Origin of the sequence: Mycolicibacterium neworleansense (assembly GCF_001245615.1) — a bacterium.
Classification (GTDB): domain Bacteria; phylum Actinomycetota; class Actinomycetes; order Mycobacteriales; family Mycobacteriaceae; genus Mycobacterium; species Mycobacterium neworleansense.
This window is the reverse complement of record NZ_CWKH01000001.1, coordinates 2,109,672-2,125,117: the sequence shown is the minus strand read 5'-3', so window position 1 is coordinate 2,125,117 and position 15,446 is coordinate 2,109,672. Positions and strand designations below refer to the sequence as shown.

Genomic DNA, 15,446 nt, shown 5'->3' with positions numbered 1-15,446 from the left:
TCCGAAATAACTTGTCGGTTAGGTCTACCCGTGATTTCCAAGCTGTTAGTCGCCAATCGTGGCGAGATCGCGATCCGTGCGTTTCGTGCTGCTTATGAGATGGGCATCGCGACGGTGGCGGTGTATCCGTATGAGGATCGCAATTCGTTGCATCGGTTGAAGGCTGACGAGTCGTATCAGATCGGTGAGGTCGGTCATCCGGTTCGGGCGTACCTGTCTGTTGAGGAGATCATCAGGGTCGCCAAGCATTCGGGTGCGGATGCGGTGTACCCGGGTTACGGGTTCTTGTCGGAGAATCCGGAATTGGCTTCGGCGTGTGCGGAGGCGGGGATCACCTTCGTGGGCCCCTCGGCGCAGGTTCTGGAGTTGACCGGTAACAAGTCGCGGGCGATCGACGCGGCGCGGGCAGCGGGCCTGCCGGTGCTGGCGTCCTCTGCGCCGTCGTCGTCGGTGGATGAATTGGTTGCTGCGGCACGGGATATGGAGTTCCCGTTGTTCGTCAAGGCCGTGTCCGGTGGCGGTGGGCGCGGTATGCGCCGGGTGACCGATCCCGAGGCACTGGCCGAGGCGGTGGAGGCGGCTTCGCGTGAGGCGGAGTCTGCGTTCGGCGACCCGGCGGTGTACCTGGAACAGGCCGTCATCAACCCGCGCCACATCGAGGTGCAGATCCTCGCCGATACGCAGGGCAACGTGATGCACCTGTTCGAGCGGGATTGCAGCGTGCAGCGGCGCCATCAGAAGGTGATCGAGCTGGCGCCGGCGCCGAACCTGGAACCTGGGTTGCGCGAGCGGATCTGCGCGGATGCAGTGGCGCTGGCCCGCCAGATCGGCTACAGCTGTGCGGGCACCATCGAGTTCCTGCTCGACGAGCGTGGGCATCACGTGTTCATCGAGTGCAATCCACGAATTCAGGTGGAGCACACGGTGACCGAGGAGATCACCGATGTGGACCTGGTCGGTTCGCAGCTGCGCATCGCGGCCGGGGAGACGCTGGCCGATCTGGGTCTGAGTCAGGACTCGCTGGTCATTCGCGGGGCGGCGATGCAGTGCCGGATCACCACCGAGGATCCGGCCAACGGATTCCGTCCGGACACCGGCCGGATCACCGCCTACCGGTCGCCCGGGGGTGCGGGTGTCCGCCTGGACGGCGGCACCAATGTCGGGGCCGAGGTGCTGGCGCATTTCGACTCGATGCTGGTCAAGCTGACCTGTCGTGGACGGGATTTCTCCACGGCGGTGGCGCGGGCGCGCCGGGCGCTGGCAGAGTTCCGCATCCGCGGTGTGTCGACGAACATCCCGTTCCTGCAAGCGGTGATCGAGGATCCCGACTTCCGGGCCGGTCGGGTCAACACCTCGTTCATCGACGACCGTCCGCAGCTTCTGACCGCGCACACTCCGGCCGACCGCGGCACCAAGATCTTGAACTACCTGGCCGATGTCACGGTGAACAAGCCGAACGGCGAGCGTCCGTCGGCGGTGTATCCGCAAGACAAACTGCCGGCGCTGGATCTGTCGTCGGTGCCGCCGTCGGGTTCCAAGCAGCGTCTGCTCGAGTTGGGTCCGGAAGGATTCGCGCGTTGGATGCGTGACAGCTCGGCGCTCGGGGTCACCGATACGACGTTCCGCGATGCCCATCAGTCGTTGCTGGCCACCCGGTTGCGCTCGACCGGGCTGCTCAAAGTGGCGCCGTATGTGGCGCGGACGATGCCGCAGTTGCTGTCCATCGAATGTTGGGGCGGGGCGACTTACGATGTGGCGCTTCGGTTCTTGAAGGAAGATCCGTGGGAGCGGCTGGCCGCCCTGCGTGAGGCGGTGCCCAACATCTGTCTGCAGATGCTGCTGCGGGGCCGAAACACCGTGGGATACACCCCGTATCCGGAACTGGTGACGTCGGCGTTCGTCGATGAGGCCACCCGCACCGGTATCGACATCTTCCGCATCTTCGATGCGCTCAACAACGTCGAGTCGATGCGTCCGGCGATCGATGCGGTGCGTCAGACCGGCACGGCGATCGCCGAAGTGGCGATGTCCTACACCGGGGATCTGTCTGACCCGGGCGAGAACCTGTACACGCTGGATTACTACCTGAAGCTGGCCGAGCAGATCGTCGACGCCGGCGCTCACGTGCTGGCGATCAAGGACATGGCCGGTCTGTTGCGCCCGGCCTCGGCGCACACGCTGGTCTCGGCTTTGCGCTCGCGTTTCGATCTGCCGGTGCATGTGCACACCCATGACACCCCGGGTGGGCAGTTGGCGACATATCTGGCGGCCTGGCAGGCTGGCGCGAGCGCGGTCGATGGTGCCGCGGCGCCGTTGGCCGGCACCACCAGCCAGCCGGCGTTGTCTTCGATCGTGGCCGCGGCCGCCCACACCGAGTACGACACCGGTCTGTCGCTGAGCGCTGTCTGCGATCTCGAGCCCTACTGGGAGGCGCTGCGCAAGGTCTATGCCCCCTTCGAGTCGGGGTTGCCGGCGCCGACGGGACGGGTCTACACCCACGAGATCCCTGGCGGGCAGCTGAGCAATCTGCGCCAGCAGGCGATCGCGCTGGGGTTGGGGGATCGGTTCGAGGAGATCGAGACCGCCTATGCCGCCGCCGATCGGGTGCTGGGCCGGTTGGTGAAGGTGACCCCGTCGAGCAAGGTGGTGGGGGACCTGGCGTTGGCGTTGGTGGGGGCCGGGGTCAGTGCGCAGGAGTTCGCGGCGGATCCCGCCAAATACGACATTCCCGACAGCGTGATCGGGTTCCTGCGCGGCGAGCTCGGTGACCCGCCGGGTGGTTGGCCGGAGCCGTTGCGCACCAAGGCACTTGAGGGCAGAGGACCGGCCAAGCCGATCCAGGAACTCTCGGCTGAGGACGAGGCGTTGCTGGCCGCGCCGGGACCCAAGCGGCAGGCCACGCTGAACCGGTTGCTGTTCCCGGGGCCGACCAAGGAGTTCGAGGCGCACCGCGAAACCTACGGCGACACGTCCAGCCTCAGCGCCAACCAGTTCTTCTACGGGCTGCGTTACGGCGAGGAGCACCGCGTCGAGCTCGAGCGCGGCGTGCAGCTGCTGATCGGCCTGGAGGCGATCTCCGACGCCGACGAGCGCGGGATGCGCACGGTGATGTGCATTCTCAACGGGCAGCTGCGTCCGATCACGGTGCGTGACCGCAGCATCGCCAGCGAGGTTCCCGCCGCCGAGAAGGCCGACCGCAACAACCCCGATCATGTCGCGGCCCCGTTCGCCGGTGTGGTCACCGTCGGTGTCGCCGCCGGGGATACCGTCGAAGCCGGCGCGACCATCGCCACCATCGAGGCGATGAAGATGGAAGCCGCCATCACCGCCCCCAAGGCCGGCACCGTGCAACGCGTCGCGGTGGCCGCCACCGCGCAGGTCGAGGGTGGTGATCTCCTCGTGGTGGTCGGTTCGGCGGGCAGGAGCGAAGCGACCGGGGAATCAATCTGACCCGGATCATCGCCGGCGCGCTCGGTGGCCGCCGGATCGCGGTGCCCCGCAGTGGAACCCGGCCCACCTCCGATCGGGTCAGGGAGGCAGTGTTCAACGCGTTGACGGCGCGGCTGGACTTTGCCGGGCTGTCTGTGCTCGATCTGTATGCAGGTTCGGGAGCGCTTGGCCTGGAAGCGCTTTCGCGTGGCGCGGTCTCGGCGACCTTTGTCGAGTCCGATGCGCGTGCGGCCGCCGTGATCGCCGAGAACATCGCCTCCCTCGGTGTCCGGGCCGCCACGGTGCGCCGTGGCAGCGTCGACACGGTGCTGGCCGGCGGCACCACGCGGCCGGTGGATCTGGTGTTCGCGGATCCGCCGTATGACCTCGACGATGCCGCGGTCGACCGGATGCTCACGGTGCTTGCCGGCGCGGGGTGGGTGACCGCCGGCAGCGTCGTCCTGGTGGAACGGCGTGCGTCGAGCGGTCCGGTGAGCTGGCCGGAAGGCTGGGAGGAGCTCAGCAGCCGGCGTTACGGCGATACCCGCGTGGAACTCGCCGAAGTGGGCTAGCGGATCCGTCGGCGCGGCGGCCTGTAGCGTCGTCACCCATGAGTGGCGCGGTATGCCCCGGCTCCTTCGACCCGGTGACCCTTGGCCATGTCGACATTTTCGAGCGTGCGGCAGCGCAGTTCGACGAGGTCGTGGTGGCGGTTCTGGTCAATCCCAACAAGAAGGGGATGTTCGACCTCGACGAGCGGATCGCGATGATCGTCGAGTCGACCACGCACCTGCCGAATCTGCGGGTCGAGTCCGGTCAGGGCCTGGTGGTCGACTTCGTCAAGGACCGCGGGCTGACCGCGATCGTCAAGGGCCTGCGCACCGGCACCGACTTCGAGTACGAGCTGCAGATGGCGCAGATGAACAAGCACGTGGCCGGCGTCGACACCTTCTTCGTGGCCACCACGCCGAAGTATTCGTTCGTGTCGTCGTCGTTGGCCAAAGAGGTCGCGTCCCTGGGCGGTGACGTCTCGGCGCTGCTGCCGGAGCCGGTGAACCGCAGGCTGCAGGGCAAGCTCGGCGGTTAGCCCGCCCCGCCGGCGGGTATCTGGTTGAAACGGCGCTCAGCCCACGCGCCGTGACTCGACAACCCGATACGCGGAGGTTCCGCCGTGACCAAAACATTCGTTCAATCCACCGACGATGTCGTGAAGTTCCTCAAAGATCAGCACAACCTGATCAAGGACTTGTTCGAGGAGGTGTTCTCCGCCTCCACCGCGGAAGCCCGCGAAAAAGCCTTCGTCGAATTGCGGCAATTGCTGGCGGTGCACGAGACCGCCGAGGAAATGGTGGTGCATCCACGCGTGCGCCGCGAGGTGACCGACGGCGACGAGATCGTCGACGCGCGCCTGCACGAGGAACATGCGGCCAAGGTCCAACTGTCCAAATTGGAGGACATGGACGTCGACTCGGACGCCTTCCTCACCGAGCTGACGAAGTTTCGCGAGGCGGTGATCGACCACGCCGAACACGAGGAGCACGAGGAATTCGACAAGCTGCACCGCAAGCTCGACGCCGACGAGCTCGAGCGGATGGTCAAGGCCGTGCAGGCGGCCGAGGCGATCGCACCCACCCGGCCGCACCCCGGGGTGGAGTCGGCCGGGCTCAATTTCGCCGTCGGGCCGTTCGCATCGATGCTCGACCGCGCGCGCGACCTGATCGCTGCGGCGATGCGGTGACTTTGCCGCGACCACGGTGACGATGGCCGGGGCGACACACCGATTGTGCTCCCAAGTCACAGGCGTAACACCAGGCACACTAGTCACTAACAACGACGACCTGGAGGGTTTTGCCGTGTACCGAGTTTTTGAAGCGCTCGACGAGCTCGGCGCGATCGTCGAAGAAGCACGTGGTGTGCCGATGACGGCAGGTTGCGTGGTGCCGCGCGGTGATGTGCTCGAACTGATCGATGACATCAAGGACGCGATCCCCGGCGAGCTCGACGATGCGCAGGATGTCCTCGACGCGCGTGATTCGCTGCTGCGCGAAGCCAAGGAGCACTGCGAGTCGGTGATGTCGAAGTCCAACGCCGATGCCGACGGCATGCTCAACCACGCCAGGAGTGAGGCCGATCGACTGCTCGCCGACGCGAAGGCGCAGGCGGACCGGATGGTCGCCGAGGCCCGTCAGCACAGCGAGCGCATGGTCGGGGAGGCGCGCGAGGAGGCTGCGCGGCTGGCGGCATCGGCCAAGCGCGAGTACGACGCGAGCACCGGCCGGGCCAAGGCCGAAGCCGATCGCCTGATCGAGAACGGCAACCTGCAGTACGAGAAGGCCGTCCAAGAGGGCATCAAGGAGCAGCAACGCCTGGTGTCGCAGACCGAGATCGTCTCGACGGCGACCGCCGAGGCCACGCGGCTCGTCGACGCGGCGCACGCCGAAGCCGACCGGTTGCGCGGTGAATGCGACATCTACGTCGACAGCAAACTGGCTGAGTTCGAGGACTTCCTCAACGGCACCCTGCGCTCCGTCGGCCGTGGACGCCACCAGCTGCGTACGACCGCAGGCACGCACGACTACGCCACCCGCTGACGACCGTGCGTGGCATCGGCCGCACTCTGTCGTGGTGTGATCCGGCGCCGCCGTAGGATCGATGCATGGCGACGCATGCGAGTTCGGCTGGGCGGGAAGGGCCTGAGAGGCGTAGTAATTCCCGGTCGCCGCTGGTGATCGATGTCTCCCGGCTGGGTCGACGGCCGGGGTCGTTCCTGTCCTATCAGGAGACCGTGCCCAGTCCGGTTCGGATCGGAGCGGAGCTGGTCGCGATCGAGAAGGGCGCACCGCTCGACCTCGACCTTCAGCTGCAGTCGGTGTCGGAGGGCGTGCTGGTCACCGGGACCGTGTCGGCCCCCACGGCCGGTGAATGCGCGCGCTGCCTGACCGCGATCACCGGCGATGTGGAGATCGACATCACCGAGCTGTATGCCTACCCGGACAGCACCACCGACGAGACCACCGAGGCCGACGAGATGGGTCGGGTGGGCGCGTCCGGCCAGGCCGACACGGTCGACCTGGAACAGCCGATCATCGATGCGGTCGGGTTGGCGTTGCCGTTCTCTCCGCTGTGCCGTCCGGACTGCCCGGGCCTGTGCCCCGATTGCGGAGTTGCGCTGGCCACCGCGGAACCTGGGCACCACCACGACAAGATCGATCCACGCTGGGCCAAGCTGTCTGCCATGCTGCCCGACGGCGAGCGCCCCAGGGGCGACGAGTGACCGATTCGCACGAGGCGCTGCTGGCGGCGCTCGGCGTCGAGCTTCCCGCCGAACTGCTCACCATCGCGCTGACACATCGCAGCTACTCCTATGAGAACGGTGGCGTACCCACCAACGAGCGGTTGGAGTTTCTCGGGGACGCGGTCCTGGGGTTGACGATCACCGAGGAGCTCTACCACCGTCATCCCGAACGCTCGGAGGGGGATCTGGCCAAGCTTCGGGCCAGCATCGTCAATACCCAGGCGCTGGCCGATGTGGGCCGTGGGCTCACCGACGGCGGCCTCGGTAGCCACCTGCTGCTGGGCAAAGGGGAGGAGAACTCCGGCGGTGCCGACAAGTCCAGCATTCTCGCCGACGGCGTCGAATCCCTGCTCGGCGCAATCTATCTACAGCACGGCCTGATCACTTCACGTGAGGTGATCCTGCGGCTCTTCGGTGAGTTGCTCGATACCGCACCGACGTTGGGTGCCGGCCTGGACTGGAAGAGCAGCTTGCAGGAGCTGACCGCCTCCCGCGGGCTGGGTGCCCCCAGCTACGTGGTGACCTCCACCGGGCCCGATCACGACAAGGAATTCTCGGCCATCGTGGTGGTGGCCGATGTCGAATACGGCAAGGGCGTGGGGCGCAACAAGAAAGAGGCCGAGCTCAAGGCGGCGGCCGCGGCCTGGACCGCACTCGACAATGCGTGAGCACCGATGCCCGAACTGCCCGAGGTAGAGGTAGTCCGCCGCGGCTTGCACGAACACGTTGCGGGTAAATCGATTTCGGCCGTGCGGGTGCATCATCCGCGCGCCGTACGCCGTCACGAGGCCGGCCCCGGCGATCTGACCGCCCGGCTCCTGGATGCCCGCATCACCGGAACCGGCCGTCGCGGCAAGTACCTCTGGTTGACGCTGGCGCACGGTCAAGACGGCGGCGCGGACGAGACCGAGGCGTTGGTGGTGCATCTGGGGATGAGCGGCCAGATGCTTCTGGGTCCGATCCGCGACGACCGGCATCTGCGGATCGCCGCGGTGCTCGATGACGGCACGGCGCTGAGTTTCGTCGACCAACGGACGTTCGGAGGTTGGCAGCTGGCCGAGCTCGTGACGGTGGACGGCACCGCCGTCCCGCAACCGGTGGCCCACGTCGCCCGCGACCCGCTGGACCCACTGTTCGATCGCGACCACGTGGTCACGGTGCTGCGGCGCAAGCACTCTGAGATCAAACGCCAGCTACTGGACCAGACCGTGGTGTCGGGCATCGGCAACATCTACGCCGACGAGGCGTTGTGGCGGACCAAGATCAACGGCGCCAGAACGGCCGCGTCGCTGCCCCGCCGCCGGCTGGCCGAGGTGCTCGACGCCGCCGCCGAGGTGATGACCGATGCGCTGAGCCAGGGCGGGACGTCATTCGATTCGCTGTATGTGAACGTCAATGGCGAATCCGGTTACTTCGAACGGTCTTTGGACGCCTACGGCCGGGAAGGGGAACCGTGCCGGCGGTGCGGCGCGGTGATGCGCCGCGACAAGTTCATGAACCGGTCATCGTTCTATTGCCCGAAATGTCAGCCCCGTCCCCGGGGCTGACCCGGTCATGATCACGGCATGCTGGGCATACCGGGCATGTCGGACATGCAGATCGTCCACGATCCGCTTTCCTTGCGCAGGTACAACTTGCCCGGGCCCGCGCTGCTGGAGATGTCGACGACGGCCTTGTTGCCGTCCACGGTGATCTTGGTGATCTCCGCGGAGCCGCTGGAGTCGGTGGTCTTCGGGATGTCGATCGCATCGATCCCGCCGATCTTTTCGAACAGGTCCTGATCCGCCTGGCAGAAATACGGCAGCGCTTCGCTGAGGTCGCTGCTGCTCGCCATCACCTCATCGAGGAAGTCCCGGACCTCCTGCTCGGCATCGCTCTCGCCGGCGGACTGCGACGAGCCCGCGCTCGTGCGGCCCTTGTTCGAATCCGAATCGCCGCTCAACGCGAAGAAGGCGATGCCGCCGATCAGCACCAGTACGGCCACCACGGCCCCGATGATGGCGAACAATTTGCCGTTGCCGCCGCTGGGTGGCTTGGGGGTGGGGTAGCCGTAGGGCTGTTGCGGCGCGCCGTACGGCTGCTGGGCCCCGTACGGTCCCTGCGCGCCGTAGGGAGCTCCATATGGCTGCTGGGGGCCTCCGTACTGAGTGCCGTACGGATCCTGGGGCTGCTGGGGTGCGCCGTATGGCGCTCCATACGGCGACCCGTACGGCTGCTGAGGCTGTTGCGGCTGCTGAGGTGCTCCGTAGGGCGAGCCATAGGGCTGCTCAGGGTTACCGGACGTGTTCGGATATCCCTGCGGCCCGCCTTGCTGGTATGGCTGCTGCCACGGCCCGGGAGAACCCGAAGGCGGGGTGGGCGGATTGCTCGGCGGATAGGTCACGGTGCTCCTCGGCGAAGTCGGTCTGCCGAGTCTATCGTCGCTACCGGGTTCACCGCCGGGGCGAGGCTGAGGTACCCAGGTGTGTCCGCAGCCATCACCGCTGGAATATCCGGGTGTCGCGACGTGTAGAAATACCGCATGACCGAACTTTGGGTTGACCGCACCGGCGTGCGCCGCTATGTCGGGCGCAGTTCACGCGGTGCCGAGGTACTCGTTGGCAGTGAGGACGTCGAGGGCGTGTTCACCCCGGGGGAACTGATGAAGATCGCGCTGGCCGCGTGTAGCGGTATGTCCAGTGATCAGCCGCTGCGCCGGCGTCTGGGTGACGACTACCCGGCGACGATCCGGGTGTCCGGACCCGCGGACCGCGAGCAGGAGCGCTACCCGCTGCTGGAGGAGAAACTCGAAATCGACGTGTCCGGCCTCTCTGAATCCGAGGTCGCCAGGCTGTTGACCGTGGTCGAGCGCGCCATCGACCAGGTCTGCACTGTCGGCCGCACCCTCAAATCCGGCACCGAGGTGAAGTTCGAGGTCGCCACTCGATGACCGGTCCGGACCTCCCCGCCGCCGGGGCCGGCTCCGAGGTGCGCCTGAGCGCCTGGGTGCACGGTCACGTGCAGGGCGTGGGGTTCCGGTGGTGGACCCGGTCGCGTGCGCTGGAACTCGGTCTGACCGGGTTTGCCTCCAATCGGCCCGACGGCCGGGTGCACGTCGTCGCCCAGGGGCCGCGGGAGAAATGTCAGCGATTGCTTGAGCTGCTGCAGAGCGGTCGGACCCCGGGGTCGGTGGACAACGTCGTCGCAGATTGGACGGATGCCGACGCCCCGATGGCGGGGTTCATCGAACGGTAGCCGAGTCGGCGGTAGGGTAAATCGCCGTGCACCTCAAGAGTCTGACGCTGAAGGGCTTCAAGTCCTTCGCTTCGCCGACGACTCTGCGTTTCGAACCCGGCATCACCTGCGTCGTCGGCCCCAACGGATCGGGCAAGTCCAACGTGGTGGACGCCCTGACCTGGGTGATGGGCGAGCAGGGCGCCAAGACGCTGCGCGGCGGCAAGATGGAAGACGTCATCTTCGCCGGCACGTCGTCGCGGGCGCCGCTGGGCCGCGCCGAGGTGACGCTCACCATCGACAACTCCGACAACGCGTTGCCGATCGAATACTCTGAGGTGTCGATCACCCGCCGCGTATTTCGCGACGGCGCAGGCGAATACGAGATCAACGGCAGCAGCTGCCGGCTGATGGATGTCCAGGAACTGCTCAGCGACTCCGGCATCGGCCGCGAGATGCATGTCATCGTCGGCCAGGGCAAGCTCGCCGAGATCCTGGAGTCGCGTCCCGAGGATCGCCGCGCGTTCATCGAGGAGGCCGCCGGCGTTCTCAAGCACCGCAAGCGCAAGGAAAAAGCGGTCCGCAAGCTCGAGTCGATGGCGGCGAACCTGGCCCGTCTCACCGACTTGACCACCGAACTGCGCCGTCAGCTCAAGCCGCTGGGCCGTCAAGCCGAGATGGCCCGGCGCGCGGCCACCATCCAGGCAGACCTGCGCGACGCCCGCCTGCGGCTGGCCGCCGACGACCTGGTGAGACGCCAGGTCGAATTCCACAACACCAACCAGGCCGAGACCACGCTGCGCCGCGAGCATGACGAGGCGACCGTCCGGCTGGAAGCCTCGACCGTCGAGCTGCAGGCCCACGAGGCCGCCGTCGCGGAACTGACCCGCCGCGCCGAAGCGGCCCAGCAGACCTGGTTCCGGGCCTCGGCGCTGGCCGAACGGGTGAGTGCCACCGTGCGTATCGCGACCGACCGGGCCCAGTTTTTCGAGGCCGAGGCCGAGGTGTCCACCGGGCAGGACCCCGAAGCGCTGGAAGCCGAGGCCGACGAGGTGGCCGAGCTGGAGATGGAGCTACTGGGTGAGCTCGAAGAGTCACGCATCGTCTTGGAGACCGCCCGCGCCGAGCTGGCCGAACGTGAACAGACCGCCGCCGAGGCCGAGCGGGCGCATCTGGCCGCGGCACGGGCCGAGGCTGACCGGCGGGAAGGGCTGGCCCGGCTGGCCGGTCAGGTCGACACGATGCGCACCCGGGTCGAGTCGATCGACGAGGGGGTCATGCGCCTGTCGGTCAGCATCGAGGAAGCCGCCGCCAAAGCCCAACAGGCGAAAGCTGAATTCGAGACCGTGCAGAACCGTGTGGGCGAGCTCGACGCCGGGGAAGTGGGCCTGGATGAGCAGCACGACCGCTCGGTGGCGGCGCTGCGACTCGCCGATGAACGGGTAGCCGAGCTGCAGGCCGCCGAACGTGCCGCCGAACGGCAGGTCGCCTCACTGCGCGCCCGCATCGAGGCGCTCTCGGTCAGCCTGGACCGGCGCGACGGTGCCGCTTGGCTGCAGAAGAACCACAGTGGCGCAGGTCTTTTCGGCAGCATCGGCGAGTACCTGAAGGTTCAACCGGGCCATGAGGTAGCGGTGGCCACCGTTCTGGGTGCGGCCGCCGACGCGTTGGCCGCCGAGGATTTCGGTGTGGCAGCGGCCGCTGTCGCCGCACTCAAGGAATCCGACGGTGGCCGGGCGGCTCTGCTGCTGGGGGACTGGAAGGGCAACGGCTCGTCCCCGTCAGGAGTGCTCCCCGGCGGGGCCATCTGGGCCAACGACGTGGTCAGCGTTCCGGACCGGTTGCGTCCGGCGATCACCGCGATGCTCGCCGGAGTGGCCGTGGTGACCGATCTGGCAGCCGGGGTGCAGCTGGTATCGACGCGGCCGGACCTGCGCGCGGTGACCGCTGACGGTGACCTGGTCGGTGCCGGTTGGATCAGCGGTGGTTCCGACCGCAAACCCTCCACCCTCGAGATCAGTGCGGAGATCGACAAGGCCCGCAACGAACTGGAGGTCGCCGAGCGGCAGACCGGTGAGCTGGCGGCGGCATTGTCCGGTGCGTTGGCCGAGCAAGCGGCCCGGCAGGAGTCGGCCGAAGAGGCGATGGCCGCGCTCAACGAATCCGACGCGGCGATCTCTGCCATCTACGAGCAACTCGGTCGCCTGGGGCAGGACGCCCGCGGTGCCGATGACGAGTACCAGCGGCTGATCCGCCAACGCGACGAACTCGAAGCCGGGCGCACCAAGACGGTGGAGGAACTCACCGAACTCGAATCACGGCTGCACAACGCCGAGCAGTTGCCGATGTTCGAGGCCGAGCCCGTGGACCGGCAGGCCTCGATGGCCGCCGCCGAGGCAGCGCGTTCGGTCGAGGTGGAGGCACGACTGTCGGTACGAACGGCCGAGGAACGGGCCAATGCAGTTCGCGGGCGCGCTGATTCACTGCGACGGGCCGCTGCGGCCGAGCGCGAGGCTCGGGTGCGCGCGCAACGGGCACGCTGCGCGGGTGGCGGCCGCGGTGTCGGAGTCCGGACGCATTGTGGCCCAGCGTTTGAGCGCCGTGGTGTCGGTGGCGTCGCGGATGCGTGACGAGCTGGCCACCGAGCGTCAGTTGCGAGGCACGGCTCTGTCGCAGGTGCGCGAGACGGTGACCGAACTGAACGCGAGGATCACCGCGCTGACCGACTCGCTGCACCGCGATGAGATGGCCAAAGCGCAAGCGGCACTTCGTATCGAACAGCTCGAGGCCCAGGTGCTGGAGCAGTTCGGGATGCCCGCGGCGGACCTGATCGCCGAATACGGCCCGCAGGTCGCGCTGCCGCCCAGTGAGCTGGAGATGGCCGAGTACGAGCAGGCGCGCGAACGCGGAGAGCAGGTCACCGCGCCCGCGCCGATGCCGTTCGACCGGGCGACCCAGGAGCGTCGGGCCAAGAAGGCAGAACGTGAACTCTCCGAGCTGGGCCGGGTCAATCCGCTTGCCCTGGAAGAGTTTGCGGCGCTGGAGGAGCGTTACAACTTCCTGTCCACGCAGCTTGAGGACGTCAAGGCCGCGCGCACCGATCTGTTGGATGTCATCGCCGACGTGGACACCCGGATCCTGCAGGTGTTCACCGAGGCTTATGTCGACGTGGAGCGCGAATTCGAGCAGGTGTTCTCCACGCTGTTCCCCGGCGGCGAGGGCCGGCTGTTGCTGACCAATCCAGCCGACATGCTGACCACCGGCATCGAGGTCGAGGCCAGGCCTCCGGGCAAGAAGATCAAGCGCCTGTCGCTGCTGTCCGGCGGCGAGAAGTCACTGACCGCGGTGGCCATGCTGGTGGCGATCTTCCGGGCCCGCCCGTCCCCGTTCTACGTGATGGACGAGGTCGAGGCCGCGCTGGACGACGTGAATCTGCGCCGGTTGATCAGCCTGTTCGAGCAGCTGCGGGAAAAGTCGCAGCTGATCGTGATCACCCACCAGAAGCCCACCATGGAGGTCGCCGACGCGCTGTACGGCGTGACCATGCGTGGCGACGGCATCACCACGGTGATCTCGCAGCGGATGCGCGGACAGGAGCTCGCGGCCAGCTCGGGCTGACTCGGGCGGATACGCGCCTATGCCGCGTCGGAGTCTCCGGAACGGTGATGGGGACGCCGGTTTTCTTGTGCGGCATTCGTTTTCGTTCGCTTGCTGCCAGATTTCAGCTGGTTGGAACCGGGTTCGGCAGGATGACGGACCACGCGGGGCGCACGCGCACCATCTTGTGACGGGTCTGCCGTTGCGACGGCCACGGCGTCGGATGGTTTCTTGGGCATGATCGCCTGCCGTAGTTGTCGGACCCGCTCGGACTTCGATATCGGCTGCTGCGTCGGTGTCGGCTTCGTGGCGTCGCTCTCGGGCTCGGGGGTGTCGGTGTCAGGGGTGACGGTGCCGGCCTCGGCTGCGGGCTGAGCGCCACTGAGATCCGGACGGGTCGGCTCCGGCATGGTTCTGTCCGGCGCCGAGGTGCTGAGTACAGGCTTTTCCGGCGCGGAATTCGTTGAGATGGAAAGGGTTTCGGTCGTGTCGGAGTCGCCGGACTTGATGCCCAGGTGCGCGAGCGCGTCGCGCACCCCCTCCTGGGCCGCGGCCCTCAGATCCGACGCCAGTTTGTCGAGGTCGATGTGGGGAAACAGCCCGGCACGGGTCGGAACTCCCATGTTCTCCGGTGTGCGGTCATAAGCGAGGTCGATGAGAACCCGCAGCGTCGGTTCGGCGAGGTCGAGCAGTGGCTCCGGAATTCCCATGTCGCGCAACGGTTGTAGGAGGGGAAGGTGCTCGGTGTAGACCAGATAGTAGGTGGTGTTGCCGGATGTGTAGGACTGGTAGGTGCTTGGATCGTCGAGGTCGATCACCGATGACCCGTAGTTCGGATGGAGATAGAAGTAGCCGAGCAGGGCGTTGAGGTCGGCCAGCAGGTTGAGCGGATATTTCGGGAAGTCGGCGATCAGGTCGTACTCGCGGGCCACGTCGATGGTCCGGTATTCGTCGTCCGGTGTGGCGCCGTCGAAGCTGATCCCGAGGATAGGGATGTAGAGGCCTTCGAACCGGGCCAGGATGCCGCCGTTGGGGCGGTTTGGGTTGGCGACGAGTACGAATGACAACTCATCGGCGGACGGGACGGTGGCGCCCTGTGCGCGGAGGTCGGCCAGATTGCGCTTCTCCCGGGTGGCGATGTTGGCGCTCTGCGAGTAGCCGACGACGACCTTCTCTCCGGATGTGCTCAATACGGCGTTGTTCAGGCTCAGGAGGCCACGGGCGACCGAGGTGTCGAAGGTGATGTCGGTCAGACTGGTCGCGGGCCAGAATTGCTCCGGCGTGGACACCCATCGCAGGTCGTCCTCATCGAGGTGCCAGCCGGACAGGTAGGTGTTGTTCACCTGCTCCACGTAGGTTCCCGCTCCCCACTGGTGTGGGTCTCCCAGTGCTTTCATCCCGGTGCCGCCCATGATGAGAGCGGTGGTTGCTGCCAGTTGAACCAACGTCGTCATGCTCGTCACCACGGCGAGTCCGACGGTGCCCACCAGGGCGACCAGCGTCAGCGCCAGCCCCCGAAGCACGCGTATGTGCATCTTTGTCCTCCCTTTCGCAAAGAAATCCCAAGGGAAGGACCACATGCCGACCACGCTGAAGCCTTTCCCGACCCATTGGGGATCGTGGACCACTCCAAAGTCGGTTGTCAGCGAATTGAAAAAATATCGTTAAGAAATTGATTTATCGAGGTAGATATCAGTTTTACGTCGAATGGCCGAACAATGCAGTTAAGCCGTAGATGAAATCTACGGCTCGCGCTGGACATGCCGGAACGCTTGGGCAGTGCGTAGAAGATACCGCTTTGGTACGTGTATGTACCGCGATTTTGAGCAATCTGGTACGCCGATGTTCCGGCTGGAGTCGACCGCCTCGATGGTCAAGTGGGACGGGGCGCGAAACGGGGCCGGTCTGTCCC

At 66.6% G+C, this 15,446-nt stretch carries 12 protein-coding genes and 1 pseudogene; 11 read left to right on the top strand and 2 right to left on the bottom strand.

From position 1 onward, the window contains the following. Positions 1-30: 30 nt before the first annotated feature. The 8 genes from BN2156_RS09995 to mutM all read left to right on the top strand — a co-directional run bounded on the left by BN2156_RS09995 (position 31) and on the right by mutM (position 8,271). Positions 31-3,450, top strand: a complete 3,420-nt coding sequence (locus tag BN2156_RS09995; RefSeq protein ID WP_090512971.1) for a pyruvate carboxylase — start codon at positions 31-33, stop codon at positions 3,448-3,450. Beyond that, a complete protein-coding gene (rsmD, locus tag BN2156_RS09990) occupies positions 3,447-4,001 on the top strand; it encodes a 16S rRNA (guanine(966)-N(2))-methyltransferase RsmD (RefSeq protein ID WP_162490847.1) in 555 nt (184 codons plus the stop codon). The genes BN2156_RS09995 and rsmD overlap by 4 nt, the downstream gene beginning before the upstream one ends. 38 nt (positions 4,002-4,039) lie before the next feature. Further along, entirely contained in the window at positions 4,040-4,516 is a 477-nt protein-coding gene (gene coaD / locus BN2156_RS09985) for a pantetheine-phosphate adenylyltransferase (RefSeq protein WP_090512966.1), read from the top strand. A gap of 84 nt (positions 4,517-4,600) precedes the next feature. Beyond that, a complete protein-coding gene (locus tag BN2156_RS09980) occupies positions 4,601-5,167 on the top strand; it encodes a hemerythrin domain-containing protein (protein WP_090512964.1) in 567 nt (188 codons plus the stop codon). Between the two features lie 115 nt (positions 5,168-5,282). Beyond that, positions 5,283-6,020, top strand: coding sequence for a cell division protein SepIVA (gene sepIVA, locus BN2156_RS09975; protein WP_090512961.1), 738 nt, complete (start codon positions 5,283-5,285; stop codon positions 6,018-6,020). A 65-nt stretch (positions 6,021-6,085) separates the two neighbouring features. Next, positions 6,086-6,703 carry a YceD family protein gene (locus tag BN2156_RS09970; RefSeq protein ID WP_090512959.1) on the top strand — a complete coding sequence of 206 codons (618 nt, stop codon included), beginning with the start codon at positions 6,086-6,088 and terminating at the stop codon, positions 6,701-6,703. Then, the gene (gene rnc / locus BN2156_RS09965; protein WP_090512956.1) at positions 6,700-7,392 is read left to right on the top strand and encodes a ribonuclease III; all 693 of its coding nucleotides are present in this window, start codon (positions 6,700-6,702) and stop codon (positions 7,390-7,392) included. The genes BN2156_RS09970 and rnc overlap by 4 nt, the downstream gene beginning before the upstream one ends. 6 nt (positions 7,393-7,398) lie before the next feature. Beyond that, a complete protein-coding gene (gene mutM, locus BN2156_RS09960) occupies positions 7,399-8,271 on the top strand; it encodes a bifunctional DNA-formamidopyrimidine glycosylase/DNA-(apurinic or apyrimidinic site) lyase (RefSeq protein WP_090512954.1) in 873 nt (290 codons plus the stop codon). A gap of 11 nt (positions 8,272-8,282) precedes the next feature. On the opposite strand, the gene BN2156_RS09955 is transcribed toward mutM, so the two are convergent. Then, on the bottom strand, positions 8,283-9,107 hold the full coding sequence (locus tag BN2156_RS09955; protein ID WP_090512951.1) for an Rv0361 family membrane protein: 825 nt from the start codon (positions 9,105-9,107) through the stop codon (positions 8,283-8,285). A 138-nt stretch (positions 9,108-9,245) separates the two neighbouring features. On the opposite strand from BN2156_RS09955, the gene BN2156_RS09950 reads away from it, so the two are divergent. The 3 genes and pseudogenes from BN2156_RS09950 (at position 9,246) to smc (ending at position 13,555) form a co-directional block, all read left to right on the top strand. Further along, a complete protein-coding gene (locus BN2156_RS09950) occupies positions 9,246-9,653 on the top strand; it encodes an OsmC family protein (protein WP_065460671.1) in 408 nt (135 codons plus the stop codon). Then, positions 9,650-9,958: an acylphosphatase gene (locus BN2156_RS09945; protein ID WP_090512949.1), complete on the top strand. Its 309-nt coding sequence runs from the start codon at positions 9,650-9,652 to the stop codon at positions 9,956-9,958. Before BN2156_RS09950 ends, BN2156_RS09945 begins: the two co-directional genes overlap by 4 nt. 26 nt (positions 9,959-9,984) lie before the next feature. Continuing rightward, positions 9,985-13,555: pseudogene (smc, locus tag BN2156_RS09940) on the top strand (chromosome segregation protein SMC). 17 nt (positions 13,556-13,572) lie between these two features. On the opposite strand, the gene BN2156_RS09935 reads toward smc, so the two are convergent. Continuing rightward, a complete protein-coding gene (locus BN2156_RS09935) occupies positions 13,573-15,069 on the bottom strand; it encodes a PE-PPE domain-containing protein (protein ID WP_159402830.1) in 1,497 nt (498 codons plus the stop codon). Positions 15,070-15,446: the final 377 nt, after the last annotated feature.

Excerpts from the sequence above, each read along its gene's own strand:
- coaD (WP_090512966.1), top strand. The coding sequence starts at position 4,040 with ATGAGTGGCGCGGTATGCCCCGGCTCCTTCGACCCGGTGACCCTTGGC.
- BN2156_RS09970 (WP_090512959.1), top strand. The coding sequence starts at position 6,086 with ATGGCGACGCATGCGAGTTCGGCTGGGCGGGAAGGGCCTGAGAGGCGT.
- mutM (WP_090512954.1), top strand. The coding sequence starts at position 7,399 with ATGCCCGAACTGCCCGAGGTAGAGGTAGTCCGCCGCGGCTTGCACGAA.
- BN2156_RS09950 (WP_065460671.1), top strand. The coding sequence starts at position 9,246 with ATGACCGAACTTTGGGTTGACCGCACCGGCGTGCGCCGCTATGTCGGG.
- BN2156_RS09945 (WP_090512949.1), top strand. The coding sequence starts at position 9,650 with ATGACCGGTCCGGACCTCCCCGCCGCCGGGGCCGGCTCCGAGGTGCGC.
- BN2156_RS09935 (WP_159402830.1), bottom strand. The coding sequence starts at position 15,069 with ATGCACATACGCGTGCTTCGGGGGCTGGCGCTGACGCTGGTCGCCCTG.